Annotated in this window: 16 protein-coding genes; 5 read left to right on the forward strand and 11 right to left on the reverse strand. The window is 42.2% G+C overall.

Translation table 11 applies throughout. The features are described 5' to 3' along the window. Positions 1-172: 172 nt before the first annotated feature. The 4 genes from AC1WMD_RS08270 to AC1WMD_RS08285 all read right to left on the reverse strand — a co-directional run bounded on the left by AC1WMD_RS08270 (position 173) and on the right by AC1WMD_RS08285 (position 5,051). Positions 173-472, reverse strand: a complete 300-nt coding sequence (locus AC1WMD_RS08270; protein WP_043905109.1) for a hypothetical protein — start codon at positions 470-472, stop codon at positions 173-175. Continuing rightward, a complete protein-coding gene (locus tag AC1WMD_RS08275; protein WP_494256651.1) occupies positions 462-1,757 on the reverse strand; it encodes an MFS transporter in 1,296 nt (431 codons plus the stop codon). The genes AC1WMD_RS08270 and AC1WMD_RS08275 overlap by 11 nt, the downstream gene beginning before the upstream one ends. A 60-nt stretch (positions 1,758-1,817) precedes the next feature. Next, positions 1,818-3,398: an acyl-CoA synthetase gene (locus AC1WMD_RS08280; RefSeq protein WP_494256653.1), complete on the reverse strand. Its 1,581-nt coding sequence runs from the start codon at positions 3,396-3,398 to the stop codon at positions 1,818-1,820. A 252-nt stretch (positions 3,399-3,650) separates the two neighbouring features. Next, positions 3,651-5,051: a sigma-54 interaction domain-containing protein gene (locus tag AC1WMD_RS08285; protein WP_494256655.1), complete on the reverse strand. Its 1,401-nt coding sequence runs from the start codon at positions 5,049-5,051 to the stop codon at positions 3,651-3,653. Positions 5,052-5,294: 243 nt separating this feature from the next. Between AC1WMD_RS08285 and AC1WMD_RS08290 the strand changes: the two genes are divergently transcribed. From AC1WMD_RS08290 to AC1WMD_RS08305, 4 genes are read left to right on the forward strand one after another with little or no spacing between them, the layout of a single operon-like run. Continuing rightward, positions 5,295-5,465, forward strand: a complete 171-nt coding sequence (locus tag AC1WMD_RS08290; protein ID WP_494256657.1) for a TIGR00366 family protein — start codon at positions 5,295-5,297, stop codon at positions 5,463-5,465. Next, positions 5,441-5,623 carry a TIGR00366 family protein gene (locus AC1WMD_RS08295; RefSeq protein ID WP_088124174.1) on the forward strand — a complete coding sequence of 61 codons (183 nt, stop codon included), beginning with the start codon at positions 5,441-5,443 and terminating at the stop codon, positions 5,621-5,623. Before AC1WMD_RS08290 ends, AC1WMD_RS08295 begins: the two co-directional genes overlap by 25 nt. Positions 5,624-5,660: 37 nt before the next feature. Then, a complete protein-coding gene (locus AC1WMD_RS08300) occupies positions 5,661-7,232 on the forward strand; it encodes an ATP-dependent acyl-CoA ligase (RefSeq protein WP_494256659.1) in 1,572 nt (523 codons plus the stop codon). After that, on the forward strand, positions 7,229-8,413 hold the full coding sequence (locus AC1WMD_RS08305) for an acetyl-CoA C-acetyltransferase (protein WP_494256661.1): 1,185 nt from the start codon (positions 7,229-7,231) through the stop codon (positions 8,411-8,413). Before AC1WMD_RS08300 ends, AC1WMD_RS08305 begins: the two co-directional genes overlap by 4 nt. A 179-nt stretch (positions 8,414-8,592) precedes the next feature. On the opposite strand, the gene AC1WMD_RS08310 is transcribed toward AC1WMD_RS08305, so the two are convergent. The 6 genes from AC1WMD_RS08310 to AC1WMD_RS08335 form a co-directional block, all read right to left on the reverse strand. Next, on the reverse strand, positions 8,593-9,630 hold the full coding sequence (locus tag AC1WMD_RS08310; RefSeq protein WP_494256662.1) for an SDR family oxidoreductase: 1,038 nt from the start codon (positions 9,628-9,630) through the stop codon (positions 8,593-8,595). 306 nt (positions 9,631-9,936) lie between these two features. Further along, positions 9,937-10,584 (reverse strand): class D sortase, LPxTATN-specific, encoded by a 648-nt coding sequence (srtD, locus tag AC1WMD_RS08315; protein WP_494256664.1) that lies wholly within the window; start codon positions 10,582-10,584, stop codon positions 9,937-9,939. A gap of 1 nt (position 10,585) precedes the next feature. Then, positions 10,586-11,761 carry a processed acidic surface protein gene (locus AC1WMD_RS08320; protein ID WP_494256666.1) on the reverse strand — a complete coding sequence of 392 codons (1,176 nt, stop codon included), beginning with the start codon at positions 11,759-11,761 and terminating at the stop codon, positions 10,586-10,588. 152 nt (positions 11,762-11,913) lie between these two features. Continuing rightward, positions 11,914-12,393 (reverse strand): GyrI-like domain-containing protein, encoded by a 480-nt coding sequence (locus AC1WMD_RS08325; RefSeq protein ID WP_494256668.1) that lies wholly within the window; start codon positions 12,391-12,393, stop codon positions 11,914-11,916. A 228-nt stretch (positions 12,394-12,621) separates the two neighbouring features. Beyond that, positions 12,622-13,596 (reverse strand): S8 family peptidase, encoded by a 975-nt coding sequence (locus AC1WMD_RS08330; protein WP_494256702.1) that lies wholly within the window; start codon positions 13,594-13,596, stop codon positions 12,622-12,624. A 580-nt stretch (positions 13,597-14,176) separates the two neighbouring features. Beyond that, positions 14,177-14,632, reverse strand: coding sequence for an OsmC family protein (locus AC1WMD_RS08335; RefSeq protein WP_494256669.1), 456 nt, complete (start codon positions 14,630-14,632; stop codon positions 14,177-14,179). Positions 14,633-14,876: 244 nt separating this feature from the next. Between AC1WMD_RS08335 and AC1WMD_RS08340 the strand changes: the two genes are divergently transcribed. Further along, on the forward strand, positions 14,877-15,389 hold the full coding sequence (locus AC1WMD_RS08340) for a hypothetical protein (RefSeq protein WP_494256670.1): 513 nt from the start codon (positions 14,877-14,879) through the stop codon (positions 15,387-15,389). A 255-nt stretch (positions 15,390-15,644) separates the two neighbouring features. Here the strand turns inward: AC1WMD_RS08340 and AC1WMD_RS08345 are convergent, their stop codons facing one another. After that, on the reverse strand, positions 15,645-16,097 hold the full coding sequence (locus AC1WMD_RS08345) for a transposase (RefSeq protein ID WP_494256671.1): 453 nt from the start codon (positions 16,095-16,097) through the stop codon (positions 15,645-15,647). Positions 16,098-16,116 lie beyond the last annotated feature (19 nt).

Below are 16,116 nucleotides of genomic sequence, written 5' to 3' on the forward strand. Positions count from 1 at the left end.
TATTGACTTATGTATGGGGCAAAGCGCTTGCAAGCGCTCTGCTTCCAATTATCTTTAATGGAAACTGGGCTCCTTCCTCGTCCGTTTTTTCTGAACACTAGTCTATTCATGTTTATCTTTTGACAGAAAAATAATTTTTATTTTTCCAAATATTTTATATAAATTATTTTAGCTAATTTTGAAAGAAAATACTACCAAATGGCGTATGAAAAACAGTAGAAAAGAAAATACTTCTGCCTTGTTTTTCTCCACCTTTGTAATAACGTGCTTTCAGTCTAGGTTTAGACATCCATACCAAATGTCCATCCGAATCCACAATGTAAAAAAGCAAAAACGCCGCTTCCCTTGTTACAAAAGGGATCACGGCGTTTTTGGTGAAGGGAGTAATCTCCCAAGCCATTAATTTTGTTGCCAGAATAACGAACAAAGTGATTCGTTCGATTTTCGATCTAGCCGGCTCGTCAGCTTTCAACGATATTCACGCTCTCATCGTAACGCGAGTTGACCGTTTTTGTTGCATCAGGTACAAACACGCTTAGTACCAAAGAGAGAGCAAGCCCCGCCATCATGAACCCGCCAAATACCCACGGCGATGGGCCGAATGATTTCGCCATTGAAGTCCAAATCGTAGGTCCAAAACCAACAATGGCTGCGGCAAACTGATAACCAACCGATAACCCAGTATAACGGACTTTGGCCGGAAACAACTCAGAGAACAATGTCCCTTGTGTGGAAAAAACAGCTGCCCAGATGATTCCGAGCATGACCGCCTGCATGAAGTACAGCCAGCCGGCCCCTTTTCCGATCAGGGCAAAATAAGGAACCGAGAGAAGGAACAGAAGGGTCAAACCTCCGATATAGATCGTTTTCCGACCGATAAAATCAGAAAGGTAACCAACAATCGGTATGGTAACGAGCATCGTAGCACAGCCAATTGTCAAGGCAGTTAAGGCTGTATCGCGGGAGTAACCCAAATAGACAGTGGCAAAGGCAAGCACATAAGACATGGCAAAGACGTTGAAGAACCCGTCGCCAATTTTCAGTCCGATCGCACGCAATACGTTTTTTCCGTCGTTGCGAAGCGTTTCGACGATCGGTACCCTCGCAAGATTTCCACTTTCCTTCTGCTTTTGGAAGACTGGGGTTTCCTCTATACCGCTCCGGACCCAGATCGCCAAACCGATAAGCACTGCACTTAAGAGGAAAGGAATCCGCCATCCCCAGCTCATAAACTGATCATTGGTAGTTAAATAGCTGATGAGCGTAAAACTGAAGGTACCGGCAACCAAACCGAGCGGAACCCCTAATTGGGGAATCGAACCGTAAAGCCCGCGAACTCCTTTTGGAGCATATTCTGTTGCCAACAGAATGGCTCCTCCCCACTCACCACCTAAGGAAATTCCCTGAATGAGCCGAAGTGCTACCAATAGAATCGGGGCCAGAAGACCGACTTGTTCATAAGTTGGGAGAAGACCGATAAGCATCGAACTGCCTCCCATACCAATAAGAGTATATATGAGCGTCGCCTTCCGCCCTAGTCGATCACCTATGTGGCCGAACAAGATACTGCCGATCGGCCGGGCAGCATAACCGACTCCGAAGGTGACAAAAGCTAAAAGAAGCGAAACGGCAGGATCATGGGTTGGAAAATAAAGAGTTGAAAAAACCAAGCCGGTGGCCGTGCCATATAAATAGAAGTCATACCACTCGATTACTGAACCAGCAAGGCTGGCAAAGAGAATGCGGCTCTTTTTCATAGAACTTCCTCCTTTCCATATCTCTCCATATCTACTGGCAATACGAAACCAAAATTATTCCTATACCATGCGCGTATTCCCTTCCCAGTACTTAGCGCGGAGTTCACGTTTGAGTACTTTGCCGTAGGCATTCTTTGGCAGTTCTTCGATGAAGTCGACCGATCGAGGTTTTTTATAACTCGCTAGATGATCCCGGCAAAAGGCAATCAACTCCTCTTCCGTGGCCATGTGTCCCTGCCTCAGCACCACAACCGCCTTTACCGCTTCTCCCCATTCCCGATCCGGAACACCGAAAACACAAGCCTCTTGTACGGCCGGATGACGTAACAATACCTCCTCCACCTCACGGGGATAGATGTTGTTCCCGCCGCTAATAATCATGTCCTTTGTCCGGTCTAAGATGTAGAGGTAACCTTGTTCGTCCATGTATCCGACATCCCCTGTACGCATCCACCCGTTCACGATCGTATCGTTCGTTGCCTCTGGATTGCGCCAATACCCTTTCATGACAAGATCGCTTCGAACGGCAATCTCGCCGACAGTCCCCCGAGGCAACTCATTGCCGTCGTCGTCCTGAATGCGCACCTGAACTCCTAAACGGGCAGTACCGGCAGAAGCGAGGCGTTCAGTGCGATTTAGATCGTGCTCTTCCCGGCTGAGGCCGGTAATCGTCATCGGACATTCGCCTTGTCCGTAAATCTGCGCAAACACTGGTCCAAAAGCCTTCAGCCCTACGACCAGATCCTCTACATACATCGGAGCCCCGCCGTAAATGATGCACCGCAGGCTTCGCAAATCGTACTTGGTGCGCGCTTCCGATTCGATCAGGCGCTTCACCATGGTCGGCGCCATGAATGGAAGCACGGTGACCTGGTATTTCTCAATCGAAGCAAACACCGCTTCCGGATCAAAGCTTGGTGCGTCCAGAATCACATTCGTTCCCCCCTTGGCGATGAGGGGAAGAGCATACAAACCGGAACCATGAGTGAGCGGTGCTGCATGCAATCCAATGTCATCGTGCCCAAAGGGATAAATATCCGCACAGACATTCAAAGTCATCAGCAATAGAATACGGTGCGTCAACATGGCCCCTTTCGGCCGCCCCGTAGTTCCCGAGGTGTAAAAGAGCCACGCCAAATCGTCCCCAGCAACCGGCTCCACCCATTCGGCATCGTCCCCGTGTTCCAAAAGTTCACGATAGTCGAGAACCGTTTGGAAAGCTTGCCGCCCCTTCTCTTTCAGGCCATCTAGACATACTGCGATACGGGTTGCGGACAGGTCCCCAGCAATGCGACCGATCGCATCTTGAAAAACACCTGCGTACACAAGAACCTTGGCTTCGCTATGGTTCAAAATGTAGCGCACCTCGTCATGGTGGAGACGAAAGTTCATCGGTACAGCCACCAGGCCAGCTTTCCATGTCGCAAAAAGCACTTCCAGAATCTCTGCGCGGTTGGGCGAAAAGATAGCCACCCTGTCTCCTTTCTCTAAACCAAGCTGGCGAAACGCGCTCGCGACCCGGTTGACGCGCTCGTTAAACTCCCGGTACGTCAACGCCAAGTCACCGTGAATAATGGCTAAATGATCCGAATAGGCTGCTGCTGAACGGCTTAACATATAGCCGAGATTCATTGCCGCCATGTTTATCCCCCCCTGTCTATCAATCTTCGTCTTTTGAAACTGCATATTCGTCGATTAAGGAGAAAGCATTAATAATAATTTCGAAGGAACGTTTTGCGCTTTTTAATATCTTTCACAACAAAAAATATCATTCTATTTATTATTTTATGACTATTAATAATTTTATGATAATTTCCCTTTCCCGAAAAATCAATATTTTGTTTTAAGCTATTATTTTCTATTGCATACATTTTTTGAGCGATCACCAAAATGTTAAATACCTAATTTCTTCTTTTTTCGAATTAGTGTTGAAATATCGACGTTAAGTTTTTCAGCACATTCTTTTAAAGTTTTGGATTGATTCATCATTTCCTTAATGTAATATTTTTCAAATTGATTCATCGCCTCTTTTAAAGGAAGTTTATTGACATATAAAGCCGATCCTTTAACATTGACTGAATCGACTGTACGTATTGATTCAGGCAGGTCATCAGCTGTAATTTTGTCATTTTCAGTCATATGATAAACTCGCTCAATCATATTTTTTAATTCACGAATGTTACCTGGCCAGTCATATGACATCAAACGATCCATAGCAGATACTTCAATCATTTTTTTAATCTTATACTTTTTTTGCAGTTCGTTTAAAAAATATATTGCCAGAACTGGTATATCTTCCATTCTTTCTCTTAAAGGGGGTATGGTAATGGGCAGGACGTTTAGCCGATAATACAGATCCTTACGGAATTTTTTTTGCTCAATGAGCAATTGTAAATCGGCGTTAGTTGCTGCGATGACCCGGATATTCACTTCCCGGTCACTGACTCCACCGATGCGCCTTATTTTTTGTTCCTGCAAGACATTTAAAAGTTTTACTTGCAGTGGGTAAGGAAGATCCCCAATCTCATCAAGGAAAACCGTTCCATTATGAGCGATTTCCAATAAACCCGGTTTGGCTTTTTCTGCACCTGTAAAGGCCCCTTTTTCAAAACCAAAAAGTTCTGATTCTAAAAGATGTTCAGGAATAGCCCCACAATTGATTCTTACAAATGAGCCTGGTCTTCCGCTTTTGTTATGAATGAACTGCGCCAACACGTCTTTTCCTACACCCGATTCTCCCAACAAAAGAATTGGCGCATCATTCTTGGCAAACCTTAACGCCATAGAGACGATATTTTGCATAACTTTGCTCCGATAGACCAGCATTTCATTAGATTGTATTTCTTCTTGAAGCTGCTGAAGCGCTTCCCGATATATAGTGGTAATTTCCCGTGTTTTCTCCAGTTCCATTTGCAGACTATTCAACTCCGTAATATCCCTAACATTGGACACAACACACTCAATTTCGTTATTTTCGTCAAAGATCGGAGTGGAGGTAAGGATCGCCTTTTTGCCATTATAGTAATCAATAATTGTATTATGTTTTTTCTTTGTTTTAATGGTAACTGCGGCGCAAGAATTGGGAACCGCATTCATTTCTAAAAGCTCAAACACGCTAAACTTATATAGCAGATCTTCTGGGATCCCGGAAATTTGTAGGAAAGCATCATTAAAGACGAGTGTTCTGCCATATTTGTCGCAAACGTAAATTCCATCATGGGATGTGTCAAATATTGCATTAAGCAATCTAAAAATTTCATTTGTACTATGCTGAAAGTAAGGGGATTTGTACAAAACGGCACTCTCCTTTTGTAGAGTTATGATACAACGCAAGTATTTTTTCTAAATGTACTTTATATTTTAAATATACTATATATTTCGAATTGCGAAAATGATTATTCGATGCAATATTGCATATGCAATATTGCATACATCATTTTCGTTTTTCTACCTTTGCTAGGCTTTTTAGTTTGGTATGAAATTTGCATGATAATGATAACAAAAGCGTTTTAAATAAATCTAAGGAGGAGTGATGTTATGTTGCACCGGATTGTGAATCGGTTCAGGGTCGGCGTGGAAAATTATATCCCCGATGCTTTTGTTTTTGCCATCATTTTGACTATGGTTACTTATATCATGGGGATTTTCATCGCCGGCAAAGGCCCTTTTGAGATGATTGAGTATTGGTACAACGGTTTTTGGAAGTAACATTAGGAGATATTACAACAAACTTGTTCCAGCCATTTTGGGCGCTGCCTGCGTTAGGGATTGCCGGACTCGGAATCCGCGACATCTGGGGATATTGTTTATTTGCGATGATCATTTTTCTTTTGATTGGTTCCTTCTGTATGCTCATATTTGCATGAATCTTACGACTATTATGTAGGGAGTTGATGAAGAAAAATGATGCAAAAATTGAAACATATTGGTCAATTGATAAAGCATAATGCGAAAACGATTCCTAACGATATTTTTCTGCAATTTCAAGAAGAGAAATATACTTATCTGGAAACTGATCGAAAATCTGACCAAATCGCCCTTTTCTTAAGAGGATTAGGCATTAATCAGGGAGACCACGTGGCTTTAATGCTCAAGAACAGCCCGGATTATATATTTATCTGGTTTGGATTGGCCAAGTTAGGTGCTGTCATGATTCCCCTAAATATTCATATTAAGGGAGAAGGGTTGGAATATATTCTGAACCATTCGGATGCCAAATTCCTGATATTTGATTCGGAATTTGAACAAGAAATATTGAAGGTGAAACCTTCTCTTACAAATGTAAGACATTTTTGGAAGCGGCAAGACTTTATCAAATCAGTTGTGAATGCACCCTCGCTTGAATTTGAAATGCCTCACATTGAAAAGGGAGAACCGATGTCAATTATTTATACATCAGGAACGACAGGATTACCAAAGGGGGTTATTTTGCCGCATTTTTCTTATATCAACACCGGTCTTACATTTAAAGATGTAATGATGAGGATAAAGAAAGAAGATATATTATATACCTGCTTGCCTTTGTTCCACTGTAACGCACAACAATTGTCGGTTATGGGAACGCTGTTGTCGGGGGCAAAGCTGGTGTTGTCCGAAAGATTTAGCGCAAGCAATTTCTGGAAGGAAATCTACGAGTGTAAAGCAACTATATTTAATTACATTGGTTCGATGCTAACGATCCTCTTTAAGCAACCAATATCTGATTATGAAAAGAATAATACAGTAACTAGGATTTTTGGAGGAGCAGCCCCAAAGGAAATTTGGGAAGAGTTCGAGAAACGTTTTGGATTAACGATAGTGGAAGGTTATGGGCTTACTGAGACGGCAACGGTCTGCCTCTGCAATCCGATAGATCAAATCCGTGTAGGCTCGATTGGAAAACCTTTACCCCATGTTTCGCTAAGGATTGTGGATGAAAATGATCAGGAGGTTCCGCCTGGCGTAGAAGGAGAGATCGTGGTTCGGGAAGAAGTGAAATTTACACAATTCCAAGGTTACTATAAAATGCTCGAAAAAACGGCTGAGGCACTTAAGGGAGGATGGTTCCATACCGGCGACCGCGGCTACCAAGATGAAGACGGATACTTTTATTTCAAAGACCGAATCAAAGACTGTATCCGCTACCGCGGAGAAAACATCTCTTCCTACGAAATCGAACGGATTGTGAATAAACACCCTTGCGTGAAAGAGTCTGCCGCCATAGGTGTTCCTTCTGAATTAGGGGAGGAAGATGTGAAGGTGGTTCTTACGCTTCAGCCTGAATGTGACTTTAATTATGAGGAGTTTATCCGTTACTGTGAACAGCACATGGCATACTACATGGTACCGAGATATGTGGAAATTAAGGAACATTTACCAAAGACCGCCACTCAGAGGGTACAAAAATACACCTTGCGGAAAGAAGGAATTGGGGCATCTTGGGACCGGGTCGCAAATGGAGTACAGTTAAACAGAGAAATAGGAGGAAGACGATGACCAACGTTTATCTATTGGAAGGAGCACGAACGCCTTTTGGCAGATTTGGAGGAGCTTTAAGAGATTTAACCGCAATTGATCTAGGGGCGATTTCCGCCAGAGCGGCCATCCAAAGAGCGGGAGTCGATCCGAAAGACATCGATAATGTTGTTTACGGCAACGTAATTCAATCCAGTACGAACGCGCCGTACCTAGCCCGCCATATCGCGTTGAAATCAGGAGTGCAAATGGAAGTGCCTGCTTTAACCGTGAACCGCTTGTGCGGTTCTGGTTTGCAGGCAGTGGTTACTGCCGCTTCGAGCATTCGGTTAGGAGAGTCCAACCTGGCGTTGGTTGGCGGTGCCGAGAATATGTCAACGTCTCCTTTCAGCCACTTTTCCATGCGCTTTGAGGGACAGAAAATGGGAACGCTTCAATTTACCGATATGCTTCAAAACACCTTGACCGATGAATATTGTGGCTTAGGAATGGGGATGACAGCGGAAAATCTAGCCCAGAAGTATGAAATAAGCAGGAAAGAGCAAGACGAATATGCGCTTTTAAGCCAACAAAGAACGGAAAAAGCAAGACAAGAAGGAAAACTGGCTGAGGAAATCATCCCTGTCGAAATCATATCCAGGGATGGAAAGGTAAAGGTGATCAGTGAAGACGAACATCCAAGACACGATACGACTTTGGAAAGTTTAACAAAACTAAAGCCTGTCTTTAAAAAAGACGGTACGGTTACGGCGGGGAATTCCAGCGGAATCAACGATGGGGCGGTTTCGCTCATCATAATTGGGGAAAATATGCTTCCTAAGGTGGGCATTCAGCCTCTGTGCAGAATCGTCTCCTGGGGAGTTGCAGGCGTGGATCCTCGAATTATGGGGATTGGGCCTGTGCCTGCAATCCAAATGGCATTGCAGAGAGCCAATCTGACATTGGAAGATATCGACCTTGTTGAAGTGAATGAAGCCTTTGCCGCTCAGTATCTTGCCGTGGAGAAGGAATTAAAGTTGGACCGGACAAAAACCAATGTGAACGGTGGAGCGATCGCTTTGGGGCATCCGGTTGGTGCGAGCGGTGCAAGGTTATTGCTTACATTGGCTTATGAACTGCGAAGAAGACGACTTCGTTATGGTGTAGCCAGCCTGTGCATTGGTGGCGGACAAGGAATAGCAATGGTCATTGAGCGTGTATAATGCAAAACAGAACTGAACGCATGAATCAGCAGCACAGTGGACGTTAGTCCAATATCTAGGGCGAAGGCACCCGAGTAAACACGGGTGCCTTCAAACTTCTATGGAAGAATGTTTGTATACAATGCTTGCAAAGCCATAACTCACGATGTTATTGGCTTTGCGTGTTCCTATCTGAAAAATTAACGAAGGCTCTCTTCTATCCAAGCTTCCAATAGCTTCGTTTCTCTCTCTAACGTAATGCCTGCTTTTCTTTCTCCATCTGTTCTTGAGGTTTCCCATACGAAAATGTCATGTATCGTGTATTCGAGCGGCCGGAATGTAAGACCTGCTTCTATCGCTTTTGAAATGTCAATCGCAAAAAAACCGTTCCACGGCTCTTTTTCTCCCGGGAGCGGGAAGCTTTCAGGAATCCATAATGGCATTTCGATCCAAGGCTGAACATGATGTTTTGCTAAAAACTCTTCTTTCACCCATACAAGTTCCGCGTTGCTTCCTGTTACTTGCTTACACGTTTCTAATAAATGCCCCATGGTAAGAGGATAATCAGGGCCGGTTGCGTTATATATGCCTGTTATTTTTCGTTCCACCATTTGGATCATCCAAACAGCCAAATCTTTGACATCAATCAATTGCACCGGACGGTTAGGATTACCTGGGCATAACACTTTTCCGCCTTCGTAAATTCTTTTTACCCAATAAGGCAAGCGGTCTGTATAATCAAAAGGTCCGACAAGTAGCCCAGCCCTTACTGTTAATACTCTTTGCGGCAAATGTTTCTCTGCTTCGATTTCGCATAACGCCTTTAAAGGACCATAATATTCATAAATTGGTCCTGCCGTACCGCGGGTAATTTCTTCGACCTGATCGGCAGGCAAAGATTGAACCGGGTCGTCCTCTTGTATTCCCGGATTAACAAAGTCTTTATATACAGAAATGCTTGAAATATATGTATAATGCTCAATGTTGTCAGCTAAAACGGCAGCGGATTTTGCAACCGCGTGCGGAACAAATCCGCAAGTGTCAATAACAGCGTCCCATTTTCGTCCTTTTAATGCGCTTAAATCTCCGTTGCGGTCTCCTGTTAAAGCCTCTACGTCTTTGAAAATGTGATTATTGTTGCCTCGGTTAAACAAAGTAACTTCATGCCCTCTTCTTAACGATTCTTCTACTAGCGCTCTTCCAAGAAATCGAGTTCCGCCTAATATAAGTATTTTCATTGTGCCACTCCTTTTTATTTTATTATATCTTACCATAAATATATTGAAAATTTTTGAAATTGATCTCATTAAAAAAACATTGGAACGGGACAAACTAAAATAATAATTTATGTTAATTGGCATTTTACATACACTAATATTGATGATGTATAATATTTATAGAAAGTACATATAAATAAGACCGAAGGTGCGGCAACACCTCCGGTCATGCAATAGACGGTTCCCTCCAAGGGGGATCGGCAGTAGGCAGAAAATAATCCACCCAGTCGTCGCCAACTCAAGGGTGGATTATTTCTTTTGAGGATACTATTTAGAAAGTTTTTTTGAAGCTAGATAGGCGACAAGTATATAACGCTTAGGTGCCGGCCCGATATACTCAAAGGGATAGCATGTACTAACTGTTAATGTCGCCCGGGGTTTAGGTACGATAACGGTCCGGTCATCTTCATCCACAATTCGTACTTTGTTGACTTTATATCGGAACTCTCCTGCAGAAGTACGAACAATTAACCAGTCTCCTTCTCCTACTTTCCCTAGTCTTCGAAACACTGTATCCCGATGTCCTGAAAGCACGGAGTTGTCATCCTCGCCAGGTAACACACTTCCTGCAAAGTGCCCGACTCCTTTTTCTAACTCATCTTCATCTGTTCCGTGGTAGATAGGAAGGGTAGCATTTAATTTGGGTATATACAATTCGCCTATTTTATCACCTATTTTGGGACGGACAGGATATAGGTCCTCCTTTATTTTTAATTTTCCTTTGCTTACTTGTGCTTCTGTTGTTTGAGCCCTTACTTCCTCTCGGTTACTAGAAGAATAAGTTTTATAAAGAAAGTAGCCTTTGGCAAATTTATAGATATTTGTTGTAGTGAACCAAAAACCAGCCAAAATCAGAAAAACAGAGAAGGAAAGAAAAATCAATCTCTTATTGCGATTGATCCCCTTCTTTTTCATGTTAAGCACTCCTAACCTTTCGATAAATCAGAACCCCTGCTAATGCAATGAAAAGGCCAAACAGGGCATTCGGGATATAGTCAGAAGCAGTCTTTGGAAGTTTCGCACCTTTTACCGTCTTATATTTGTCATTCTTCTGGGCAATGACTTTTCGTTTTTCTGCTGTATCAGTCTTAAGTATTGGCTTTTGTTTTTCTGGTTTTGCAATCGTTACTTGTTTGATGGTCTCTTTTGCCTCTTTAGTAGATTCATCAATTTGTTCACCTGTATCAATCACAGTATCAGAATCAACCATTTCGCCTGTCACAATGAGGTCGGCCAAGAATTTTCCATCTTCGCTGTACAAGAATACTTTTAAGTTAGCACCTTTTAATTCTTCTATCTGCAATAGGTCTGCCAAAGATAATGGTGTTTCCGAACCATCTTTTACAAGACTGTAAGTTGCCTTTAACTTAAAAATGGAAAGTAATTCTTCATAGATGGATGCTATTTCAGCAATTTGTTCAGGAGTAAGCTCAGTCGCTGCATCAAATTCCTCAAAAGCCATCATGCGGTTAGCTAATTGGTCCAGTCGTTCTAACGTTTCTGGATTAGAGAGATGCTCCTCTAGGGACATTAAATGGTCTTCAATCCGTTGTAATTCCTCTTGCGTAAGACCAAGTTCTTTCTCGAAAATAGGAATAAGCTCTTTTACTACCTCTTCTTCCATACCAGGAAGCATTCCATCAGAGTAATTCCAAATATCTTGTTCCAAGTTATCGATAAAGATGTAATCGTTAATATCTTTTCCGTTTTTCTTCAGCAAATCAAGAATCGATTGTTTGTCCATTCCGAAATTCTCTTCAAAGTAATCTAAGTTGCTTAAATCTGCTTTAATAACATCCCCTAAGTAATCACTGAGGTCCTCGACAGTTTCCAAGTTTTCAAGGCTCTCCCCATACAAAGCAAGAGACTTTTCTATATCATTTTTTGTCACCTCGAAGCCTCTTATCGCGCTAATTTCAGTTAAATATTCTGATAATTTCTGTTCAAAGTTTGGATCGCGCTCTAATTCCCCATCGTCCGTATAAGTACCGGAGCAGATGGCGATTCTAGGAGCTGGGTGCATTGCAATGCGTTCTTTGGATGCCATACGAATGAAAGATGGTGTACCTTCTATATGTGCTTTCATAGGCATATAGCTGGTCGTCCCGAAAGGACACTTCGGACATCTCGTATGGCTACTCCTCTCGTTGAACGGAGGGGGTTCTTGGAACCTTTGAGCAACAACAGCCAAAGGAAACAAGAATCCCCCACTTCCACCGGTATGAGCCGGTAAGTGGGGGTAGTTCAATTTACTGGTATCCAGATTTCAGAATAAAAATCAGGGCTGGAGGGATCTTCGTCTGTATATACTTCTAATGCTGGTGTGCCTGCATGCTCATAACCACTGGATGGAAACCATTCTGAAAAAATTTGTTCCCATGCTTTCTGCATAGCCTCTGGCATCGGCCCGTGAACTTCAAATACAGCCCATTTGGATGCGGGTACTTCCAATTTCAATAATCCGTCGGGGGTGTCACCATCATATTCCGTGGCTACCCAATAATCCATTACTTGCTTCTGTGTATCGCTATTAGCGACACATACACCCAGTACACCTTTAATTTGACCATTGTTCAACTTCCATAATAAATCGACTGTTCCATCCTCATTAACTTCATCCCACAGTTTTGGAATACCCACAAGATTCTCCCCATTGACTAATGAAAATTCTCGCTTGATTCCTACTACTTGAAAACTATCTCTTTCCACAACTCTGTATTTCATTGGTTCTGCTCCTTTCCATATGCTTTTTATTAGGTCCTCTTTACAAAAGTAAGTGAAAAACGAGAATGGCCATGGCAACCATGAGATGGTCGGAGAAATACATCATGCCGAAACACAGACCTTCCGCCAAATAAACGTTTTTAAAAAAACAGCCCTCGACGAACCCCTCCTAAATGCTTGGCATTATAGAAGGGGAATGCGTCGAGGGTTTCGGTTCAAATTCTGTTTTTATATGCTTGAAACTTGTGTTCTTTTATCATGTTTACTTAAAAGATTCGGTGCCGTTAAGTAAACGAGCCCGTTTCCTTCCAATGCTTTCGGAAAGCCAAGCGGCATTGTACGTTTAATTAATTGAGCATAGAGTTCAGGTTCTGTAAGCTTTCGTCCAAATTCTTTTTCGGACAATTGCTTGATTAAAGCCAAAGCCCCCGAAACATGAGGAGTTGCCATCGATGTGCCACTAAAAACAGCGAATTTTCCGCCTGGAATGGTGGAAAGAATTTTTTCCCCTGGTGCAACAACATCAATTTCCTTATTGGAATTTGTAAATCGTGATATTTGGCCATCGAGACTGACGGCTCCAACTGAAATAACTTCATTGTAGGCTGCCGGATAAGAAAGTTCTTCCGTTCTTTCGTTTCCGTCTCCTTCATTTCCTGCCGCACATACCACTAAAATATTGTTTTCAACGGCTCTTTTAACAGCTTGATGCAATTCTGGCACATCGGAAGGACCACCTAATGACATGGAGATAATATCTACTTTTTGATCTACAGCGTAGTTAATGGCATTTACAATCCATTCATATTTACCAGTTGCTGACCCCGGATTGTTTGGATCATTTGCCAACACTTTTAAAATTAATAGTTTTGCTTCAGGGGCAACACCGACTACACCTTGGCCATTTTCTGTTGCGGCGATCGTTCCGGCCACATGTGTTCCATGACCGTTATAATCTGAATAATTATCCACATCACCGTTATCATCTGTGGTGAAGTTTCTACCGCCAATAATTCTATCTTTTAAATCAGGATGGTTTCTATCACATCCAGTATCAATGACAGCAATCACAACGTCTTTGCCTTTTATACCTTCTTTCCAAATCTCAGGTGCTTGTACCATATTGACGCCTTCAGGGATTTCCTTTACATTATCAAGCTTTTCTTCCACCTTAAACGGGATCAAACGAATAGTATTTTCCATACTAATCCCTCCTAAAAATAAAATGGCTAAAACAGGTACAACTTCACCAACAACCAGATGAATAATCTGAACTTTCTGTAATTTTACCATAAACATGTCCCGCAAAATAGGTTCTTTAGTTTGGTTTTTAGATGATTTGATTTATAAGCCAAAAGTTGGATAAATTATCTAGTTTTACTAAAAATCTGTAAACTACGAAACGAAAATTCTTCCTCCTGAATCCATCAATGAACCTCTCCCACCTATACTCCGTTAAGAGGTGGGAGACTTCTCGGTAAATATGTTAAAAACCATTGGGTTATGTCTAACACTTTATCTATGTCATATGACCTATTTTTTCCAATAAATAGATGTTGCTGATTATCAAACTTGACAATGTCGCAAGCTTCCAATGACAGGCTAAAAATGAATAATCGCCGGCACAGCGACTAATTCCCTGAAAACCTTCTTCCCTACACTTTCCCAGTGTCTATAATACATCACATCTCTAAGCTGAGCGCACGAAAAAACAAAGGGATGGTAAGGCCCACCCCTTTTTCTCAAGATCCCACAATTAATCTGTTTTTTTAGATGATCGTATTTACTTCTTGCTCCATTTTGTATCCACTTGAATCCCAGCATCATGCAAAAGATTGAACACAGGACATCTTCTCTCCACTTCATTTTTCAGTTGTTCAATTTTTTCTTCACTTTCTTCGGTTTGTATATTCACTTGGAAACGAACTTTTTGGAAATGCGTGCGAACGCCTTCTTCCCCCATTAGCCCCCGGATATCAATAATGCCTGTCGCTTCAAATTCAATTCCCGAGAAAGTAAAGCCTAATTCTTTGGCAACTAACGGAATCATCACTCCATTACAACCGCACAGTGCTGCAACTACATATTCCATTGGATTTGGTGCTGTATCAGCTCCACCTAATTCCACTGGTTCATCCATAGAAAAAGCAGGAAAATTCCGTATAGAAATGTTGGTTTTGACGCCCGATTCCCACTTACCTTTAGCAGAGACTTTAACCAATGTAGAAGCTTGAGCCATGTTCTCTCCCCCTTTAGTTAAGTAAATTTATCGGAATTGATAAGATTATAAAAAAATAAAAGTCGGATGTAAAGAAAAAATTTAAATTTCTCTTTCTCATTAATTACCATCACGAAAAGAGGAGAAAAGAAACCAGAGCGGTTTAGACTCTTACCTAACCGGATTGTCCTTTGACTGAACCATTTTTTATTCCACACAAATTTACATTAACTCCGAACTTTATTCATAAAAATGAAGATAGGGGATGCTATTTTATAAAAAAGGGGATGATTTTTTGTATCCTAACTATTTGTATCGAGTTAATCCATGGACACAAATTTTAATGCTGTTACAGCGAAGTCTATACGCTGAAGAAATGGTATGTGCCATGAGTAGTCAGCTTTTTCATATCCCAGAAACGAAAGATTTAAAAGGTAATAGTGAGATGCATAACCATCTAGTCCCTGCTTCTTATCATCGTGTCACGGCAGTGGGCTCAGCTCAAAGACTATCAAATGGTGAGCAACAACAATCTATTGTAGAAACAATGGCTGCCTGTATCATTAATGCAGAAAATCAGGATAAAAAAGTTCGTGAAGGATTAAAAATAATGGAGGAAAATGCTGCTCCAGATTTCAAACCTTTTATTAAACTGATCATCCAATGGCAAAACCAGGCAGAATCTTATTTATCTCAAACGAAAGAAGCATTAAAATCAATGGGAATCTCGTTCCCTACTGAAAGTGAGCAGGAAAGTGGGGAATACAATGCTTATTAATACATTTAACAGGTTGGTACTCTAATCCAACCTTTTTATTTTGGATTTTCTTCGTCATTTTGACATTTCGATTGACTCCGCTGGATCTCCGCCATTTTTTTATTCCGCAGCCGGTGAAGGGAGCGCATTTTTCTTCCTGTGATGAGGAGGGCTTGCCCGTTTTCGCAAAACGCACCTATGATGTGTACTTCTCCAAGATCGACTCCGACGGAGGAACCCGGTTTGTACGCTTTTGCCTTTTGTCCATCTTCAACGTCACGGCCAAATAAAGACCTTGATCCCAGCAGCATTCGATTTCTTTGATCGTTCCCTTGGGCAGATGCGACGCATACACGACAATTGGCTTTTCCCGTTTTCCGTGATGAATGCCCATCGACAGTTCGATTTTTCCGTTTTCGTTGGGAAGTACTGCTTTTTCTTGTAGGGGTAGCGGGCAGGATGTCCTTGTTGAATCGTGTGGTGAGCAGATTGTCTTGCAAAGAGGTATTTGTGGCAGATGGCTTGAATCGATTGGCCGTGAAGATGGAACTTCCTTTTCGTTTGTTTTTGCAGCTCGCTTATGCTGATCCAGCACCCTTGCTGGAGGAAGTGTTCTTTTGCTAAGCGGAGACATTCATTCCAAACACGGGCGGATTCCCGATTGCAGGCATACAATCGATCCAAATCCGCTTTCGATGCCCGGAAGAACACTTTTTGTCCCCGAAACATGAGCATTCCCTTCTTTCTT

The organism is Parageobacillus sp. NEAU-HV-2 (assembly GCF_059115485.1).

What these genes read in the sequence shown, in the direction of transcription:
- AC1WMD_RS08300 (WP_494256659.1), top strand. Translation starts at nt 5,661, where the DNA reads ATGATGCAAAAATTGAAACATATTGGTCAATTGATAAAGCATAATGCG.
- AC1WMD_RS08345 (WP_494256671.1), bottom strand. Translation starts at nt 16,097, where the DNA reads ATGTTTCGGGGACAAAAAGTGTTCTTCCGGGCATCGAAAGCGGATTTG.
- AC1WMD_RS08330 (WP_494256702.1), bottom strand. Translation starts at nt 13,596, where the DNA reads ATGGAAAATACTATTCGTTTGATCCCGTTTAAGGTGGAAGAAAAGCTT.
- AC1WMD_RS08305 (WP_494256661.1), top strand. Translation starts at nt 7,229, where the DNA reads ATGACCAACGTTTATCTATTGGAAGGAGCACGAACGCCTTTTGGCAGA.
- AC1WMD_RS08340 (WP_494256670.1), top strand. Translation starts at nt 14,877, where the DNA reads ATGCTATTTTATAAAAAAGGGGATGATTTTTTGTATCCTAACTATTTG.
- srtD (WP_494256664.1), bottom strand. Translation starts at nt 10,584, where the DNA reads ATGAAAAAGAAGGGGATCAATCGCAATAAGAGATTGATTTTTCTTTCC.
- AC1WMD_RS08335 (WP_494256669.1), bottom strand. Translation starts at nt 14,632, where the DNA reads ATGGCTCAAGCTTCTACATTGGTTAAAGTCTCTGCTAAAGGTAAGTGG.
- AC1WMD_RS08325 (WP_494256668.1), bottom strand. Translation starts at nt 12,393, where the DNA reads ATGAAATACAGAGTTGTGGAAAGAGATAGTTTTCAAGTAGTAGGAATC.
- AC1WMD_RS08275 (WP_494256651.1), bottom strand. Translation starts at nt 1,757, where the DNA reads ATGAAAAAGAGCCGCATTCTCTTTGCCAGCCTTGCTGGTTCAGTAATC.
- AC1WMD_RS08290 (WP_494256657.1), top strand. Translation starts at nt 5,295, where the DNA reads ATGTTGCACCGGATTGTGAATCGGTTCAGGGTCGGCGTGGAAAATTAT.
- AC1WMD_RS08320 (WP_494256666.1), bottom strand. Translation starts at nt 11,761, where the DNA reads ATGCCTATGAAAGCACATATAGAAGGTACACCATCTTTCATTCGTATG.
- AC1WMD_RS08280 (WP_494256653.1), bottom strand. Translation starts at nt 3,398, where the DNA reads ATGGCGGCAATGAATCTCGGCTATATGTTAAGCCGTTCAGCAGCAGCC.
- AC1WMD_RS08310 (WP_494256662.1), bottom strand. Translation starts at nt 9,630, where the DNA reads ATGAAAATACTTATATTAGGCGGAACTCGATTTCTTGGAAGAGCGCTA.